Source organism: uncultured Ruminococcus sp. (assembly GCF_946415235.1).
GTDB lineage: Bacteria > Bacillota > Clostridia > Oscillospirales > Ruminococcaceae > Ruminococcus.
In genome coordinates this window covers 44587-59835 of the sequence record NZ_CAMKRR010000003.1, presented here as the reverse complement: position 1 = coordinate 59835, position 15249 = coordinate 44587, and the positions used below count along the sequence as shown (strand labels likewise).

At 39.9% G+C, this 15249-nt stretch carries 19 protein-coding genes; 15 read left to right on the top strand and 4 right to left on the bottom strand.

Annotated elements, in window-relative coordinates:
* The first annotated feature begins 8 nt into the window (after nucleotides 1–8).
* Complete coding sequence (gene clpX / locus Q0R37_RS01510) at nucleotides 9–1295, top strand: ATP-dependent Clp protease ATP-binding subunit ClpX (RefSeq protein ID WP_294750367.1); 1287 nt, start codon at nucleotides 9–11, stop codon at nucleotides 1293–1295.
* A 74-nt stretch (nucleotides 1296–1369) separates the two neighbouring features.
* Here clpX and Q0R37_RS01505 read toward each other — a convergent pair whose 3' ends face one another.
* From Q0R37_RS01505 to Q0R37_RS01495, 3 genes are all read right to left on the bottom strand, one after another.
* Nucleotides 1370–1513: a hypothetical protein gene (locus Q0R37_RS01505; RefSeq protein ID WP_294750365.1), complete on the bottom strand. Its 144-nt coding sequence runs from the start codon at nucleotides 1511–1513 to the stop codon at nucleotides 1370–1372.
* A gap of 99 nt (nucleotides 1514–1612) precedes the next feature.
* Nucleotides 1613–2497 (bottom strand): radical SAM protein, encoded by an 885-nt coding sequence (locus tag Q0R37_RS01500; protein ID WP_366517388.1) that lies wholly within the window; start codon nucleotides 2495–2497, stop codon nucleotides 1613–1615.
* Nucleotides 2490–2756: a hypothetical protein gene (locus Q0R37_RS01495; protein ID WP_294750362.1), complete on the bottom strand. Its 267-nt coding sequence runs from the start codon at nucleotides 2754–2756 to the stop codon at nucleotides 2490–2492. Before Q0R37_RS01495 ends, Q0R37_RS01500 begins: the two co-directional genes overlap by 8 nt.
* Nucleotides 2757–2938: 182 nt before the next feature.
* Between Q0R37_RS01495 and proC the strand changes: the two genes are divergently transcribed.
* The 3 genes from proC to Q0R37_RS01480 are packed head-to-tail and all read left to right on the top strand — an operon-like array spanning nucleotide 2939 to nucleotide 5326.
* Nucleotides 2939–3739: a pyrroline-5-carboxylate reductase gene (gene proC, locus Q0R37_RS01490; protein WP_294750360.1), complete on the top strand. Its 801-nt coding sequence runs from the start codon at nucleotides 2939–2941 to the stop codon at nucleotides 3737–3739.
* 51 nt (nucleotides 3740–3790) lie between these two features.
* Nucleotides 3791–4387: a stage II sporulation protein M gene (locus Q0R37_RS01485; protein ID WP_294750359.1), complete on the top strand. Its 597-nt coding sequence runs from the start codon at nucleotides 3791–3793 to the stop codon at nucleotides 4385–4387.
* Between the two features lie 15 nt (nucleotides 4388–4402).
* Nucleotides 4403–5326: a DUF624 domain-containing protein gene (locus Q0R37_RS01480; protein ID WP_294750357.1), complete on the top strand. Its 924-nt coding sequence runs from the start codon at nucleotides 4403–4405 to the stop codon at nucleotides 5324–5326.
* 167 nt (nucleotides 5327–5493) lie between these two features.
* Here the strand turns inward: Q0R37_RS01480 and Q0R37_RS01475 are convergent, their stop codons facing one another.
* Nucleotides 5494–5976, bottom strand: a complete 483-nt coding sequence (locus Q0R37_RS01475) for a metallophosphoesterase (RefSeq protein ID WP_294750355.1) — start codon at nucleotides 5974–5976, stop codon at nucleotides 5494–5496.
* 168 nt (nucleotides 5977–6144) lie between these two features.
* Here Q0R37_RS01475 and Q0R37_RS01470 point away from each other — a divergent pair, with 168 nt between their 5' ends.
* From Q0R37_RS01470 to asnB, 11 genes are all read left to right on the top strand, one after another.
* The gene (locus tag Q0R37_RS01470; RefSeq protein ID WP_294750353.1) at nucleotides 6145–6396 is read left to right on the top strand and encodes a hypothetical protein; all 252 of its coding nucleotides are present in this window, start codon (nucleotides 6145–6147) and stop codon (nucleotides 6394–6396) included.
* Nucleotides 6397–6419: 23 nt separating this feature from the next.
* Nucleotides 6420–6749 (top strand): hypothetical protein, encoded by a 330-nt coding sequence (locus Q0R37_RS01465; protein WP_294750351.1) that lies wholly within the window; start codon nucleotides 6420–6422, stop codon nucleotides 6747–6749.
* A gap of 23 nt (nucleotides 6750–6772) precedes the next feature.
* Nucleotides 6773–7066 (top strand): hypothetical protein, encoded by a 294-nt coding sequence (locus Q0R37_RS01460; RefSeq protein ID WP_294750349.1) that lies wholly within the window; start codon nucleotides 6773–6775, stop codon nucleotides 7064–7066.
* Between the two features lie 10 nt (nucleotides 7067–7076).
* Nucleotides 7077–7331: a pro-sigmaK processing inhibitor BofA family protein gene (locus Q0R37_RS15620; protein WP_366517387.1), complete on the top strand. Its 255-nt coding sequence runs from the start codon at nucleotides 7077–7079 to the stop codon at nucleotides 7329–7331.
* A gap of 76 nt (nucleotides 7332–7407) precedes the next feature.
* Nucleotides 7408–8682 carry a thymidine phosphorylase gene (locus Q0R37_RS01450; protein WP_294750345.1) on the top strand — a complete coding sequence of 425 codons (1275 nt, stop codon included), beginning with the start codon at nucleotides 7408–7410 and terminating at the stop codon, nucleotides 8680–8682.
* 57 nt (nucleotides 8683–8739) lie between these two features.
* Nucleotides 8740–9201, top strand: coding sequence for a zinc ribbon domain-containing protein (locus Q0R37_RS01445; protein WP_294750343.1), 462 nt, complete (start codon nucleotides 8740–8742; stop codon nucleotides 9199–9201).
* A 205-nt stretch (nucleotides 9202–9406) separates the two neighbouring features.
* Complete coding sequence (locus Q0R37_RS01440; RefSeq protein ID WP_294750341.1) at nucleotides 9407–11041, top strand: class I adenylate-forming enzyme family protein; 1635 nt, start codon at nucleotides 9407–9409, stop codon at nucleotides 11039–11041.
* Between the two features lie 143 nt (nucleotides 11042–11184).
* Nucleotides 11185–11547 (top strand): sporulation initiation factor Spo0A C-terminal domain-containing protein, encoded by a 363-nt coding sequence (locus Q0R37_RS01435; protein WP_294750339.1) that lies wholly within the window; start codon nucleotides 11185–11187, stop codon nucleotides 11545–11547.
* 222 nt (nucleotides 11548–11769) lie between these two features.
* A complete protein-coding gene (locus tag Q0R37_RS01430; protein WP_294750337.1) occupies nucleotides 11770–12285 on the top strand; it encodes an NUDIX domain-containing protein in 516 nt (171 codons plus the stop codon).
* The gene (locus Q0R37_RS01425; RefSeq protein ID WP_294750335.1) at nucleotides 12282–13271 is read left to right on the top strand and encodes a tyrosine recombinase XerC; all 990 of its coding nucleotides are present in this window, start codon (nucleotides 12282–12284) and stop codon (nucleotides 13269–13271) included. Before Q0R37_RS01430 ends, Q0R37_RS01425 begins: the two co-directional genes overlap by 4 nt.
* A gap of 96 nt (nucleotides 13272–13367) precedes the next feature.
* A complete protein-coding gene (asnB, locus tag Q0R37_RS01420) occupies nucleotides 13368–15239 on the top strand; it encodes an asparagine synthase (glutamine-hydrolyzing) (protein WP_294750333.1) in 1872 nt (623 codons plus the stop codon).
* Nucleotides 15240–15249: the final 10 nt, after the last annotated feature.

Genomic DNA, 15249 nt, shown 5'->3' with positions numbered 1-15249 from the left:
GGAATTGAATGGCTGAGACGTTTAAATCCTGTAGTTTTTGCGGAAAAGGGGAAAACAGGGTACGCAGTATGTTTTCGGCAGGCTCATCGAATATATGCGATGAGTGTGTTACTTACTGCTATGAAATGCTTTACGGACCGGGTGTTGCAAAAGCTCACAGAAAAGCAGCAAAAAATGATAATGATAACGATATATCTTCCCTTAAGCTTATGAAGCCTACGGAGATAAAGGAATTTCTTGACGAATACGTTATTGGACAGGATGATGCAAAGATATCACTGTCTGTTGCCGTATACAATCATTATAAACGTATAATGAGTCAGGAAAACGAGAAGGACTTCCCTTCAAGCGATGGTGTTGAGCTTCAGAAGAGCAATGTTCTTCTGCTCGGACCTACAGGTGTAGGTAAGACCTTCCTCGCTCAGACACTTGCAAAGCTTCTTAATGTTCCGTTTGCTATTGCAGATGCAACAACTATCACAGAAGCAGGTTATGTCGGCGACGATGTTGAGAATGTACTCCTGCGTCTTATACAGGCTGCTGATTTTGATATAAAAGCAGCCGAAAGAGGTATCATCTATATCGATGAGATAGACAAGATAGCAAGAAAATCTGAAAACACCTCTCTTACACGTGATGTAAGCGGTGAAGGCGTTCAGCAGGCTCTTCTTAAGATAATAGAGGGTACAGTTTCAAATGTTCCTCCTCAGGGCGGAAGAAAGCATCCTAATCAGGAAGTAATACAGATCAATACTAAGAATATTCTGTTTATATGCGGCGGTGCTTTTGACGGACTTGAAAGGCAGATCCAGAAGCGTATCGGTAAATCGCCTATAGGCTTCGGCAGCGAATTAAAGTCCAACAGCGAAGATATAAACAATATCTTCAAACAGGTAATACCAAAGGATCTTGTGAAATTTGGTATGGTTCCCGAATTTGTCGGAAGACTTCCTGTTATTTCTGTACTGGACGAGCTTGATGAGGCTTCGCTCGTAAGGATACTTACAGAGCCTAAAAATGCGCTTGTTAAGCAGTATAAAAAGCTTTTCAGCTATGATGACATTGAGCTTGAGATAGATGATGCTGCTCTTATTGAGATAGCCAAGAAGGCTATTGTACAGAAAACAGGTGCCCGCGGATTAAGATCAATACTGGAAGCTATCCTTATGAAGACTATGTTTACGGTTCCTTCTGACGGAAGTATTGCAAAGGTAACAGTTACAGCTGACTGCGTTATCAACAATGTTGAACCTCTGCTTACAAACCGCAGAAATAAGCTTCTTAAAGCTGAATAAAAAATCACCTCCTATGGTATGTTTTGTGCATCCATAGGAGGTTTTTGTATGCTTTTCAGTGCCCGAAGAGCTTTTTAGCAGCCACAGCCGCAGTTATTGCCATTGTCGCAGCCACATCCGCAGCCGTTATTGCCGCAGCCTGAGAAAAGAATGATAACAAGAAGAACTAAAATGATCGAACTCCAGCAATTATTTCCACCAAAGCATGAATTACACATATTAAAGCAACTCCTTAAGATTAATGTATTTGAACCGTTTTCTGCGATCCATAGTACATAATATGCTTATGGTGAAAAAGTGTTACAGTGAAAAGGCTTTTATATCCCTGTCAGGTCGAAATCAGGGACATATTCTTCCGACGCCGAGCTTTTCTGCTGTGTAAAACCGTTTAGTCCAAGCTCTGCTGCGTAATTTACAACGCTGTTATACTCCATTTTTGTTACACGGCGTTTCAGCTCACTGTATTCATCTGATATGAAATCAAAAGGTGTAAACTGATTCATAATGCTTACGATCACGTTCTTTGGTGTGGTGTTTTCAGCGATCCATTCAATTATTTTCATTGAATCATGTCTGTGTGAGGGGAGAACAAGATGGCGTATAACAGTCCCCTTTATAAGACCGCCTTCAGAGTTGTAGGTGAGCTCTCCTGTCTGTTTTATCATGGTTGAAACTGCTTTTGAGGCAATTTCAAAATAATCGGGAGCGTTTGAGTACTTTTGAGATATTTCCGATGAATAATACTTGATATCGGGCAGGTAAATGTCGATGTAACCGTCAAGAAGGCTGATCGTCTCGCAAAGCTCATATCCGCCGCAGTTATAGATAACGGGGATATTCAGCCTGTGCTTTACAAGATCAAGAGCTTTTATAATGTTATCAGCAAAGTGAGTAGGAGTTACAAGATCAATATTATCAGCGCCCATATCCTGTAATGAAAGAAAAATATCAGCTAACTTTTGATCACTTATCTCTTTGCCGAAGAGCTCGTTACTTATCTGATTGTTCTGACAGAAGCAGCAGTGAAGGTTACAGCCTGAAAAAAAGACCGTACCTGCTCCGTTTTTGTAGGAAATACAAGGTTCTTCCCATTTGTGCAGTGAAGCTCTTGCTACGATAGCTTTATTGCCTGCTCCGCAAAAGCCTTTGCCGTTTTCTCTGTCGGCGTTGCATTTACGCGGACATATATTACATTTATTCATCAAATTCATCTTCCAGATAATCCTTATAGTTGAAATTTTTATCATTTGAAACATATTCAAGCATATCATCTGCTGAAATATTATTTGTGGCGCAGTACATTGCAGCTGCCATAAGAAACATACTTTTTGTAAGATTGTTTTTTATGCAGTATTCGGTTATTATCCTGTCTTCATAAAGACTCGCTCTGCATGATAGGCTTTTATAAAATATAACACCCTGAGAATATCGGGATTTAAGTTTATTATCTTTCTTTTTCATAGATGTTCCCCCTTATTACGATAATTCTATCATCGCTTTCCTGAAATGTCAAGCGATAAATGTAATAGATCGTATTTTTTTATAACAATACTTTATTTTATTTATCTGTAAAATTTAGACTTGCTTTTTTGTACAAAATGATGTATAATAATTAATGATTATTAATTAAGGAGATAAATGCTATGGCAAACATAGGTTTTATTGGTGCAGGAAATATGGGCACCGCTATTATGAAAGGCATATCCACAAGCAGCCTTGGAAAGGATGTTGAACTTTTTGCATTCGATCCGAGTACAGAAAAGGTAGAAGCTCTCAGTAAATACAATGTATCTGCTTGCTCTTCCGAAAAGGAAATAATGGAAAAATGCAAGTATGTTTTTCTTGCTGTAAAGCCTCAGATAATTGAGGGAGTACTTGAAACTATCGCTGCACATACCCAAAAGGATACAGTAATTATTTCAATAGCAGCAGGTATCGGTGATGACTTTATTGCAAAGAAGACTATTCCCGAAGCAAAGGTCATCCTTGTAATGCCGAATACCCCCCTTCTTCTTGGTGAAGGTGCATCTGCTCTTTCAAGAAATGAGAGAGTTTCCGATGAAGAATTTGACGTTGTTCTGAATATCTTCAGGATATGCGGTAAGGCTGCTGTGATCCCCAAGGACAAGATGAAGGAGATAATCGCTATAAACGGCAGCAGCCCTGCTTTTATCTATCTTTTCGCAAAGGGATTTATCGACTATGCAGCTTCTGTAGGAATAGATAAAGCTGCGGCAGAGGAGCTTTTTACACAGAGCCTTATCGGTTCGGCGAAAATGATAACGGATTCAGGCAATACAATAGATGAACTTATAAAAATGGTATCATCTCCCGGAGGTACAACTCTTGCAGGACTTGACAGGCTCTATGAGGGAAACCTTACAGATGTAGTTAAGAATTGCTGTGAAAGCTGCACCAGGAGAGCATACGAGCTTTCAAAATAATTCTAAATGACCTTTCATGTGCATATTTTTTAGTAGAAAGGAATGATGCACATGAAAAATATGGGTACCAATGCAGAAACACACTGTATATGGACAAGCTTACCGTTTTTTATATCCATAATAATCACAGGGATCGTAATAGGTTCTGTTGCAGAAAAGCCTTTATTTGAATTTGAATGGGCACGATTTGGCTATACGGTGTCTTCTGAAAGATTTTTTGCAGCAGCAGACATAAAAAATACATTCATTATTTCTGTTCTGTGTGTTTGCTTTGCTTTTATTGCAGGTTTTTCAGCGATAGGGCAGCCGTTTGCTTATTTTCTGCTTCTGAACGATGGGACAGCAGTAGGCTCCTGTATATTTACCATGTACAAGCTTTACGGAAAAAGTGCTGTTCTGCCGTTGGTCATGACTGTTCTTCCAAAAGCGGGATTCGTATTTGCAATCACAGCGTTGACTGTCAGGTCTGCATTAAAAAGCTCTGCAGCGCTTTTCTGCGTTTATCGTGACGGTGACATCAGGGACAGCAGAGAGCTTGATCTCAGACTTTACTGTATTAGATTTATTGTACTGATGCTTTTAGCTTTGGTATTCTCGGCAGCTGTCGGTGTTTTTGATTTTTTGTATTTAAAACTTTTTAGACTGTAAACGGAGGAGTTTAAATTGGGCTTTTTTTCAAGAAAATATGAGAGTGCGGGCGTTGGTATAGCAAAGGATGCGCCCAAAAAGGAAGGCATTGCACTCTTTTTTGATATATTTGGCAGAAAGCTGTGGCAGCTTATGGAGATAAACCTCATTTATATGATGTTTTTCATGCCTTTGGTGATGGTCCTGCCTGTCATAAGCCTGCTTAAAGGAAAATATCCTCATTCTGTCATTGCGGCTGCAATTCTGGCTGTTATTTTTATGGTATTGATAGGACCTGCAACTGCGGGAATGACAAAGGTCATAAGGTCTTATGTTTTAGGAAAGCACGCCTTTATATGGCATGATTTCTGGAAGGCTTTCAAGGGCAATTTCAAAACAGCTTCAATAGTGGGCTTTGTTGATTGTATCATTATATTATCTGCGCTTTCATCGCTGAGCTTTTATCCCGCTTTGGCAACGCATTACAATACGAAGGCTTTGTACATACCAATGGTCATTACTCTCAGCCTTTTTCTTGTGATAACGATAATGAATTTTTATATTTTCCCTATGATGGTTGCAACTACGCTTAAGGTAAAGAATCTCTTCAAGAACTCGCTTGCACTTGCATTTGTAGCGATCAAGCAGAATTTCATTACCTTTGGTGTTATCGTCGCAACTGTTGCATTGATGTATGTTTTCAGACTGTATGTACTGCCTGTTTTCCTGATATTGATACCATTTTTCCCCGCAGCATTTCTTTGTCTGGTCTCGTGTTTCAATTGTTATCCTGTGATACAGAAATATGTTATAAACCCTTATTACACGAGTATAGGAGAAGTAAATCCTGAGCTTGTTGATGAAACGCCTGATGAAACAGAGCGTATCTTCGAGGATATGGGCGGTAAGGAAAAGCCTGTGGAACAGCGTAAAAAAAGCAAAGGCAAGAGAATATCATAAATAAGCAATACAAAACTTTTTACTTTTGCTCTTGTAAACAGTGAATGGAAAATAGAAAGCGTTGTTTCACAATAAACGAAACACCCCTTGAACTTTTAAAGGTCCAAGGGGTGTTCTTATTTTATGTAACATATTAAGCGCTTATGCATAGAATATAGCAGGGGAGATCATACTTCCGCAATATTAAGCACAACACCCGCAGGGGATATATCTATATGTCCGAATGTAGGCTTGCTGCCGTCACGAGGGATAGAAGCACTTCCCGGATTGAGATAATATATCCCGTTCTCGTAGCTTTCGTACTTCATATGAGTGTGCCCGAAAAGCACGATATCACATCCGTTTGTCTGAGCGAGAGCTGTTAATCTGTCGAGAGAACTGCCTACACCGTAAAGGTGACCATGTGTTGCAAGGATCTTATGCTCCATAACGGGAAGAACAAAAACCTCCTGACTCAGACTGTCAAAATCACAGTTGCCTGCCACATGAATGATCTTGGGAGCGAGTTTCTGGTGCGAAAGAAGGAAATTATCAAGCTCACGCTCACCGTCACCGAGGTGAAATATCCAATCTGCGTCTGTATTTCTTAAAATAACACTTTCAAGAGCATAAGAATTGCCGTGTGTATCAGATAGTACAACGATACGCAAGTTTGATCCCTCCAGATTAAAAGATGTGATTGTCCGATTTTAGGAAGCAAATCCTCGGTCTGCACTGACATAAAAAAATATAATGTTCGTTATACAAACATTATATCATATTTTTTTGAAAAATGCAATATATTATTACTGCATACATTACAATTAAGGAGCAAAAATATGAATAATAATATTGATCCAAAGAAAATAGCGGCACTTCTGAATGTTGTGAGCAAAAAGATAGGAGTTCCGTCTGAAAAGCTGAAAAAGGAGCTTGAAGAAGGCAAATTTGACAGTGCGCTTTCAGCCATGTCACCCAATGACGCTGCAAAATTTCAACAGGCTGTTAATAATCCGCAGATTGTTGAAAAAATGATGAGCAGCCCGCAGGCAAAGGCACTCTATGAGAAGCTTTCAGGCTCAAAGAAATAGAAATTTGACTTATGGATGATATAATGAGCAAAATAAGCGATCTGCTGTCAGATGAAGAAAGCATAAAGCAGCTGTCGGAGCTTGCTCAGATGCTCGTATCGGAGGATAAAAACACAGATGCAGGCGTGGAGGCGGCAAATCTGCCTGATATTGATATAGCTTCTGTTATGAAGCTTACAAATCTTATCGGAGAGGCTTCAAAACAGGACAAGAATACTGATCTGCTGCTTGCTTTAAAGCCTCATCTCGGCGCTGAAAAGCAGAAACGTGTAGATAAAGCTCTTAAGCTTCTGAAACTCCTTGCCGTATGGAATATAGTAAAGGACAGCGGAATGCTGCATGATCTTATCTGATGAAAGGGGGATAGGCAGCCGCGATGTTTGAATATGGGACAAATCAGCATAAAAAAGAGCATATGGACCTTTATCACGGTATTCACAGAAAAGCTGCTGCCGATGTTCCGCCTTCATCAGAAAATAATGAAAACATACATGAAGATCTCGGCAGCGGTTATTCATTTAAAAGCAAGCTTTTGGATGAGCTGATAGACGATTTTTTTGACGGAAAAATTGACAATGACAAGCTTCTGATCGGCGCTCTGATGTATATGCTTATAAAAGAAGGGGCAGACATGAAGCTTATTATCGCTCTTGGTTATATACTTATGTGAGAGGTATGAAATGGATTCGGGATATATTTTTAAAATACTGTGCGGAATTGCAGCGGTTATCATGATAGTTTATTATTACAGGCGTCAGAAAAAGCTTTTTTCCTTCTTTATCGGGGCTTTTACGGGAAGTGCCGCTCTTTTTATAGTTAATAAGTACGGTTCGATTATAGGTATGGATATTCCTTTGAACCTTTTTAACATCTCAGGCAGCATTATTCTCGGAGCTCCTTTTGTTTTGTTTCTTGTAATCATGAATTTTTTGTAAAAACAACGGACAATTTCACAAAAACTATTGAATTAAAATTGTTTATATGGTAAAATATACATATAGGAGGTGGATCATGAACATCATTGATATTATCAATAAATCAAAAAAGGCTCAGGAGCTGTCCGAAGAAGAGATATTCTGGCTCGTAAACGGCTTTACAAAAGGGGATATCCCTGATTATCAGATGTCAGCGTGGCTTATGGCTGTTTGTCTCAACGGACTGACTGAAAAGGAAACATTCGCGCTCACATCTGCTATGCGTGACAGCGGTGATACATTAAAACTCAATATACCGTTTACCGCGGACAAGCACAGTACAGGCGGAGTCGGCGACAAGACATCTCTTATAATAGGACCTGTCGTTGCAGCCTGCGGCGTATGCGTAGCAAAAATGTCGGGAAGAGGACTCGGTCATACAGGCGGAACTATTGATAAGCTTGAAAGTATCGATGGTTACAGAACTGATCTTTCTCTTGATGAGTTTGAAAGCGTACTTAAGGAGACGGGTTTTTCCATAATATCGCAGACAGGCGAGCTATGCCCTGCTGACAAGAAAATGTATGCTTTGCGTAATGCAACGGGTACAGTTGACAGTATCCCGCTCATATGTGCAAGTATAATGAGCAAAAAGCTTGCGACCAATACCAATTGCCTTGTTCTTGATGTTAAATACGGCTCGGGAGCTTTTATGAAGAACAAAAGTGACGCAGAAAAGCTTGCAAAGCTTATGGAAAAGGTGGGAAAGTCCGCAGGCAAAAAGTGCAAAGCTGTAGTTACTGATATGGATTCGCCTCTGGGAAGAAATATCGGCAATGCTCTTGAAGTCAGAGAAGCTGTCGAGATACTTCAGGGCAGGAGCAAGGGAAAGCTTTACGATATTTGTATAGAACTTGCTGCTGATATGCTCGAACTGGCAGGTAAGGGGAATAACGGGGAGTGCAGGAGAATGGCCGAAGAAGCTGTTTCTTCGGGCAAAGCTCTCGATATCCTTCGCAGGACGATAAAGCTCCACGGCGGAAACGAAAAAATATGCGATGATACGTCATTGCTGCCTCAGCCGCAGCTTAAATACGAGATAAGAGCCACAAAGGATATGGAAATACTTGGCTTCAACTGTGAAGAGCTGGGTATGACATCGGTTCTGCTCGGCGCGGGAAGGCTGAATAAGAATGACAAAATTGATATGAGCGCTGGTATAGTCATGAACTGTGAAATAGGGGATCATCTTAACGCTGACGATATTATAATGACACTGTATTCCACAGTTTGCAGCGATTTTTCCGATGCAGCGGTCAGAGCGCTCAATGCAGTAAAGTTCAAGATCACTGAAAAGCCAAGCTATACTTGACGAAAGACTTTCAGTGTGATAAAATATGAATATAAAATATAAAGGAGGTAACTCATTATGGGTTTCGTTGATTCAGTAAAAGGCTTTGCAGGAAAAGTCGGAGGTTCCGTTGAGCGCGGGGCTAAGACGGTTTCAGCCAATTCAAAGAAATTTATGGAGAAAACAAAGATCAAAAATGAAATTTCAAATATTGAATCAGGTATAAATGCTGATTACATAGAGCTTGGTAAGGCAATGTTTGAAAAGATATGCAATTCCCCGGAAAATGAGTTTGAAGATACTGTTTCCGATATCAAGGAAAAGAATAAGAAGCTTGCAGAGCTGAAAGCTGTCCTTATGACTCTTGAGGACAAGATGTTTTGTACAAACTGCGGCGCACAGATAAGCAGGGAGCAGTCTTTCTGTGACAAATGCGGTCAGAAGGTTCAGATCGAGGAACCTGCTGCTGAAACTGCCGAGGTCGTTGAGAAAGCAGCAGAAGTTGTTGTTGATTCAGCTGATATCGAAGAAAAAGAATGAACGGTTAAAGGCGCATATGCAATATATGTGCCTTTATTTATGCAATATGTAAAAAAAGTAAAGCCGTAATTTGGCTAATAATACGCTTAGAAAGACTTTACTTTCCTGTCTTTTTGTGATAAAATAAGAATAGTTTATTGCTTTACAGCTTTTTGGCTTTTATATGCCAAAGTGCAGGGCTGTTTCGGCAGAAAGGATACGTATAATGCCAATTACAGATTTACTTAAAAGAAATGCAGAATTATATGGCAGTGATGTGGCTCTTGTTGAGATCAATCCCGAGATAACCGAGGTGCGCCGTATAACATGGAAGGAATACGAGCTCATAGAACCAAATCCCGAATGTCATTACAGACGAGAGATAACATGGAAGGTCTTTGATGAGAAGGCTAACCGCTTCGCCAATATGCTTTTAGAGCGTGGAGTACATAAGGGCGATAAGGTCGGTATCCTTCTTATGAATTGTCTTGAATGGCTTCCTATATACTTCGGAATACTTAAAACAGGTGCTCTTGCTGTACCTCTTAATTACCGCTATACATCGGACGAGATAAAATATTGCCTTGATCTTGCTGAGGTCGATATACTTGTATTCGGTCCCGAGTTTATCGGACGAATTGAAGAGATTGCCGATGAAATAAGCAAAAACAGACTTCTTTTCTATGTCGGTGAAGGATGTCCGACCTTTGCGGAGCACTATGACAGCCTCGTAGCTAACTGTGCAAGCGCTGAACCTGATATAAAGGTTTCTGATGATGATAATGCAGCTATTTATTTCTCTTCGGGTACAACAGGCTTCCCGAAAGCTATACTGCACGATCATACAAGCCTTATGCATTCGGCAAAAGTTGAGCAGAATCACCACGGTCAGACTCGTGACGATATTTTCCTTTGTATCCCGCCGCTTTACCATACAGGTGCAAAGATGCACTGGTTCGGAAGTCTTTATTCGGGAAGCAAGGCTGTTCTGCTGAAGGGAGTTAAGCCGAAGTCTATCATAGAAACAGTCTCTGCTGAGGGATGCACTATAGTATGGCTTCTTGTACCGTGGGCTCAGGATATTCTTGATGCGATTGACAGGGGAGAGATAGATCTTTCACAGTATGATCTTGATCAGTGGAGACTTATGCATATAGGTGCTCAGCCTGTTCCTCCTTCACTTATCGCTCGCTGGAAGAAGGTCTTCCCCAAGCATCAGTACGATACAAACTACGGACTGAGTGAGTCTATCGGTCCCGGCTGCGTGCATCTCGGAGTTGAAAATATCCATAAGGTCGGTGCTATAGGTAAAGCAGGCTTTGGCTGGGAAGTTAAGATCGTCGATGAAAGCGGTAATATCGTTGAGCGCGGACGGGTAGGTGAGCTTGCAGTAAAAGGTCCCGGTGTTATGAAATGCTATTACCGTGATGAAAAAGCTACCGCAGAGACATTAAAGGACGGTTGGTTATTTACAGGCGATATGGCTCAGGAAGACGAGGACGGTTTCATTTATCTTGTTGACCGTAAAAAAGATGTTATTATCAGCGGCGGTGAAAACCTTTATCCTGTACAGATAGAAGACTTCCTCAGAAGCCATCCGGCTGTCAAGGATGTGGCTGTAATAGGTCTTCCAGATAATCGTCTCGGAGAAATAGCTGCGGCTATAATCTCAATAAAAGATGATCATACCTGTACTGAGGAAGATATAACTGCATTCTGCCAGAAGCTTCCGAGATACAAGAGACCTCATAAGATCATTTTTGCCGATGTACCAAGAAATCCTACCGGAAAGATTGAAAAACCAAAGCTCAGGGAAATATACTGCGGCGAAAGTCTTGTGGCAAAACAAATAAAGAATTAACGGAAATAAAGGAACAGTTCACGCTGTTCCTTTATTAAATACCAAAAATCGACAAAATTCGTCAAAATTCGATGAAATACGCTATATGCATAAAAACGATAATATGTTATAATTTGTCTGTAAGCATTTAAGAGGTGATTTACATGACAAATAAATTAGAATCAATTATCGTAAAATTATTACTCAACTTCAGGATATCGCCAAATACTAAGGGTTATCATTATCTTCGGGATTGTATTTTTATCTGTGTTACAACAAAAGAGCCTATTAACGCTCTTACAAAGATGCTTTATGCCACGATAGCCGCAAACTATCATACTACAGAATGTTCGGTGGAAAGAGCTGTAAGACACGCAATTAAATCAGGCTGGTACAGACACAATGCTGAACTCGCAGATACGATATTTTTGAATGTTCTTCAATGTTCAAGCGATATTCCTACAAACTCGGTTTTTATATCCACGTTATCAGAATGGATACGTGTAAATTACGCAGATCTTATATAAAATGTGCAGATCTCGTACATATGGTTTAAAAATCCGGTTTATAAAAAGCAGTATGTTAAAAAGCATACTGCTTTTTATTTTTGCTGTATGTCCGAATACAAGGATTTTGTATTGAAAATAGCGTGGAGAAGTGATATAATGATAATAATGAAATTTGAGATAAAGTTTCACCAAATCAAAGTTTGGTGAAACTTTGAATAGTTTTCAACGGAGATCAAAGTTATGAGAGAGCTTTTCAGGATGGATCTAAAGGATTACGAACTTAGCTTTAACAGGTACAGACGTCCATCAGTTCGTGGTATTATAATTAAAGAAAATAAAGTTGCGATGGTTTACAGCCGTAAATATGATTACTATAAGTTTCCCGGCGGAGGTATTGAATCAGGCGAAGATATTATTGCTGCACTTAAGCGTGAGGTTCTTGAAGAAACCGGACTTGCTGTTCTTGACGGTCCTGTTAAAGAATACGGTTCTGTTATGCGTATTCAGAAAAGCAGATTTAAAGAAAACGAGATATTTGAACAGGAAAATTTCTATTATTTATGTCAGACAGATGGGATTTATAATCCACAGCGTCTGGACGAATACGAAGATGAAGAAGGATTTGAACTTCAGTACGTATATCCCAAACACGCTGTTTTAGTTAATCGCACACACGATCACGCTGACTATGATCTTATGCTTATTGAACGTGAGTCTAAAGTCCTTGAATGTCTTATGAAGGAAAAGTTAATATGAATAACTATAATAATGATTCCAATCCGGAGTTCCTTAATAATTACCTTGTGCATATGAAGATCGTAAAGCTTCTTGCTGAACGAACTATTCAAGAGTATTACACTGATATAAGGCTTTTTTTGCGGTTTGTATATGAAAATTCTCATAATACCGGCAAACCGCTCGAAGAGATTGATATTCGTGATATGTCAGTCGATGAACTCAGGAAAATAAGTGTTTCCGATATTTACAATTTTATTTTTTATGCTTCTGATGAGCGAAAGAATAAAGACCGTGCAAGATACAGAAAAATATCGTCTTTGAGAAGTTTTTTCAAATATCTTGAGAAAGTAGCACATATCATTGATGAAAATCCTACGAAAGACCTCGATGTGCCAGTCCCTAGGGCTTCCCTGCCGAAGTTTTTGTCACTGAATGAAAGCCTTAGGCTCCTTGAAACTGCTGATAATGCCGATTCTAAGCGGGATTACTGTATTATAACTCTTTTCCTTAATTGCGGTATGCGTTTAAGTGAACTTGTTGGTATCAATATCTCTGACCTTGATTTCTATGAAAATCGTCTTAAAGTTCTCGGAAAAAGAAGCAAGGAAAGAATGGTTTATCTTAATTCAGCTTGTGTTGATGCTTTGCAGAAATATCTTGTTATACGCAAAAACAATCCAAAGGCTGCGAATGAGCCTGCCTTATTCATAAGCAATCAGAACAGACGCATTTCTAAACGCCGTGTGCAGCAGATAGTTGAAGATACTCTTACAAAAGCAGGCCTTGACGGTAAAGGCATAACAACTCATAAGCTGCGCCACACAGCAGCCACATTGATGTATCAGTACGGCGACGCTGATGTACTGACACTGAAAGAGCTGCTCGGACACGCGAGCATTTCTACAACAGAGATATATACTCATCTTAATGATGAAAATGTCAGGAATGCTATTGAGAGCAATCCCCTTTCAAAAGTCAAATCTGAGGAAAATGGTTCAAAGTAATACTTTATTTTATAACTTTAGTGTTGCAAATTGATCTTTTTTGTAGTATAATATTTTGGGAGATTTAATAGCTTAGTAAATCGGAGGTCACATTTTATGTGCGGAATCGTAGGTTTTACGAATAATATCAGCGATCCTGATGAAGTTCTCGGAAAAATGATGGACAGGATAAAGCACAGAGGTCCTGATGCTTACGGAAAATACATTGATGATGATATTGCTCTCGGACACAGACGGCTTAGTATTATAGACGTAAGTTCAAGCGGAGATCAGCCCATATTCAATGAGGACAATTCACTTGTTATCATTTTTAACGGCGAGATCTACAATTATAAGACGATTCGTGAGACACTTATCGAAAAAGGGCATAAATTCAGAACAAATACTGATACGGAAGTGCTTATACACGGCTATGAAGAATTCGGTGAAAAGCTTCTTAATATGCTCAGAGGAATGTTTTCTTTTGTAATATGGGATAAAAATAAAAAGGAGCTTTTTGGTGCCCGTGATTTCTTTGGCATTAAACCTATGTATTATGCCGATATGAACGGTACTCTCATGTTTGGCTCTGAGATAAAAAGCTTTCTTGAGCATCCAAAGTTTACAAAGGAACTCAATACCGCCGCTCTGGAGAACTATTTGACTTTCCAGTACTCCCCTACTTCGGAAACATTTTTTAAAAATGTTTACAAGCTTCCGCCTGCACATTATTTTAAGTATATGGACGGACATTTTGAAGCTAAACGCTACTGGGACGTTAATTTTGATGCTGATGAGCTTCCAAAGCTGGATGAATGGGTGGATAAGATATCTGAAACCTTCCATGACTCCGTTGAGGCCCACAAGATCGCTGATGTTGAAGTTGGTTCTTTCCTTTCAAGCGGTGTTGATTCAAGCTATGTTGCTGCAATTGCCGATGTTGACAAGACATTTACTGTCGGTTTTGGCAATGACGAAAAGTATAACGAGATAGGCTGGGCTAAAAACTTTTCAAAGTGTATAGGGAAAGAGAATACCAGTAAGGTCATCTCCCCCGAGGAATACTGGAACAGCCTTTCAATGATACAGTATCACATGGACGAACCGCTTGCCGATCCGTCAGCGGTTGCACTTTATTTTGTTTGCAATATCGCTTCGGAAAAGCTTAAAGTCGTTCTTTCGGGAGAAGGCGCTGATGAAATTTTCGGCGGCTATAATGTATACAGTGATCCCAACGGTACATTTTATGACAGGCTTCCGAGGAGCATCAAACGCGGAATAGGTAAAATAGCCGCAAAGCTCCCTGCGAAGCGAGGAGTTAATTTCTTCGTCCGCAAGGGCAGAGATGTTGAGGAGCGCTTTATCGGAAACGCTTATATGTTCACTCCGGAGGAAAGGAAGTCGCTCCTTAAGATAAAAACGGACGCTCCCGACCCGACTGTTATTACCAAGCCGTTTTACGATAATGTGAAGAATAAGGACGATGTTACTAAAATGCAGTACCTTGATCTTCATATGTGGATGGCAGGAGATATCCTTCTGAAAGCAGATAAGATGAGCATGGCTAATTCTCTGGAGCTGAGAGTTCCGTTCCTTGATAAGGAAGTTATGGCGCTTGCCGAGAGGATACCCGTAAAATACAGGGTAACTCATGATAAGGGTACAGATGAGACAAAATATATCACGAAATACGCAATGAGGCTTGCCGCGAAAAAGGATACTCCGAAACAGACAGCCAAAACTGCTGCAAAAAAGAAGCTCGGTTTCCCTGTTCCCATAAGGGTATGGCTGAGGGAAGAAAAGTATTATGATCTTGTAAAGAGCTGTTTTGAAAGTGATTGCTCCAAGCAGTTTTTCAATACCGCTCCCCTGCTCAAGCTTTTATACGATCATCGTGACGGAAAAGCCGATAACAGCAGAAAGATCTGGACTGTATTCATATTCCTTATATGGTATAAGGTCTATTTTGAAAATAACGGAAAATATTGATCGACAGGAG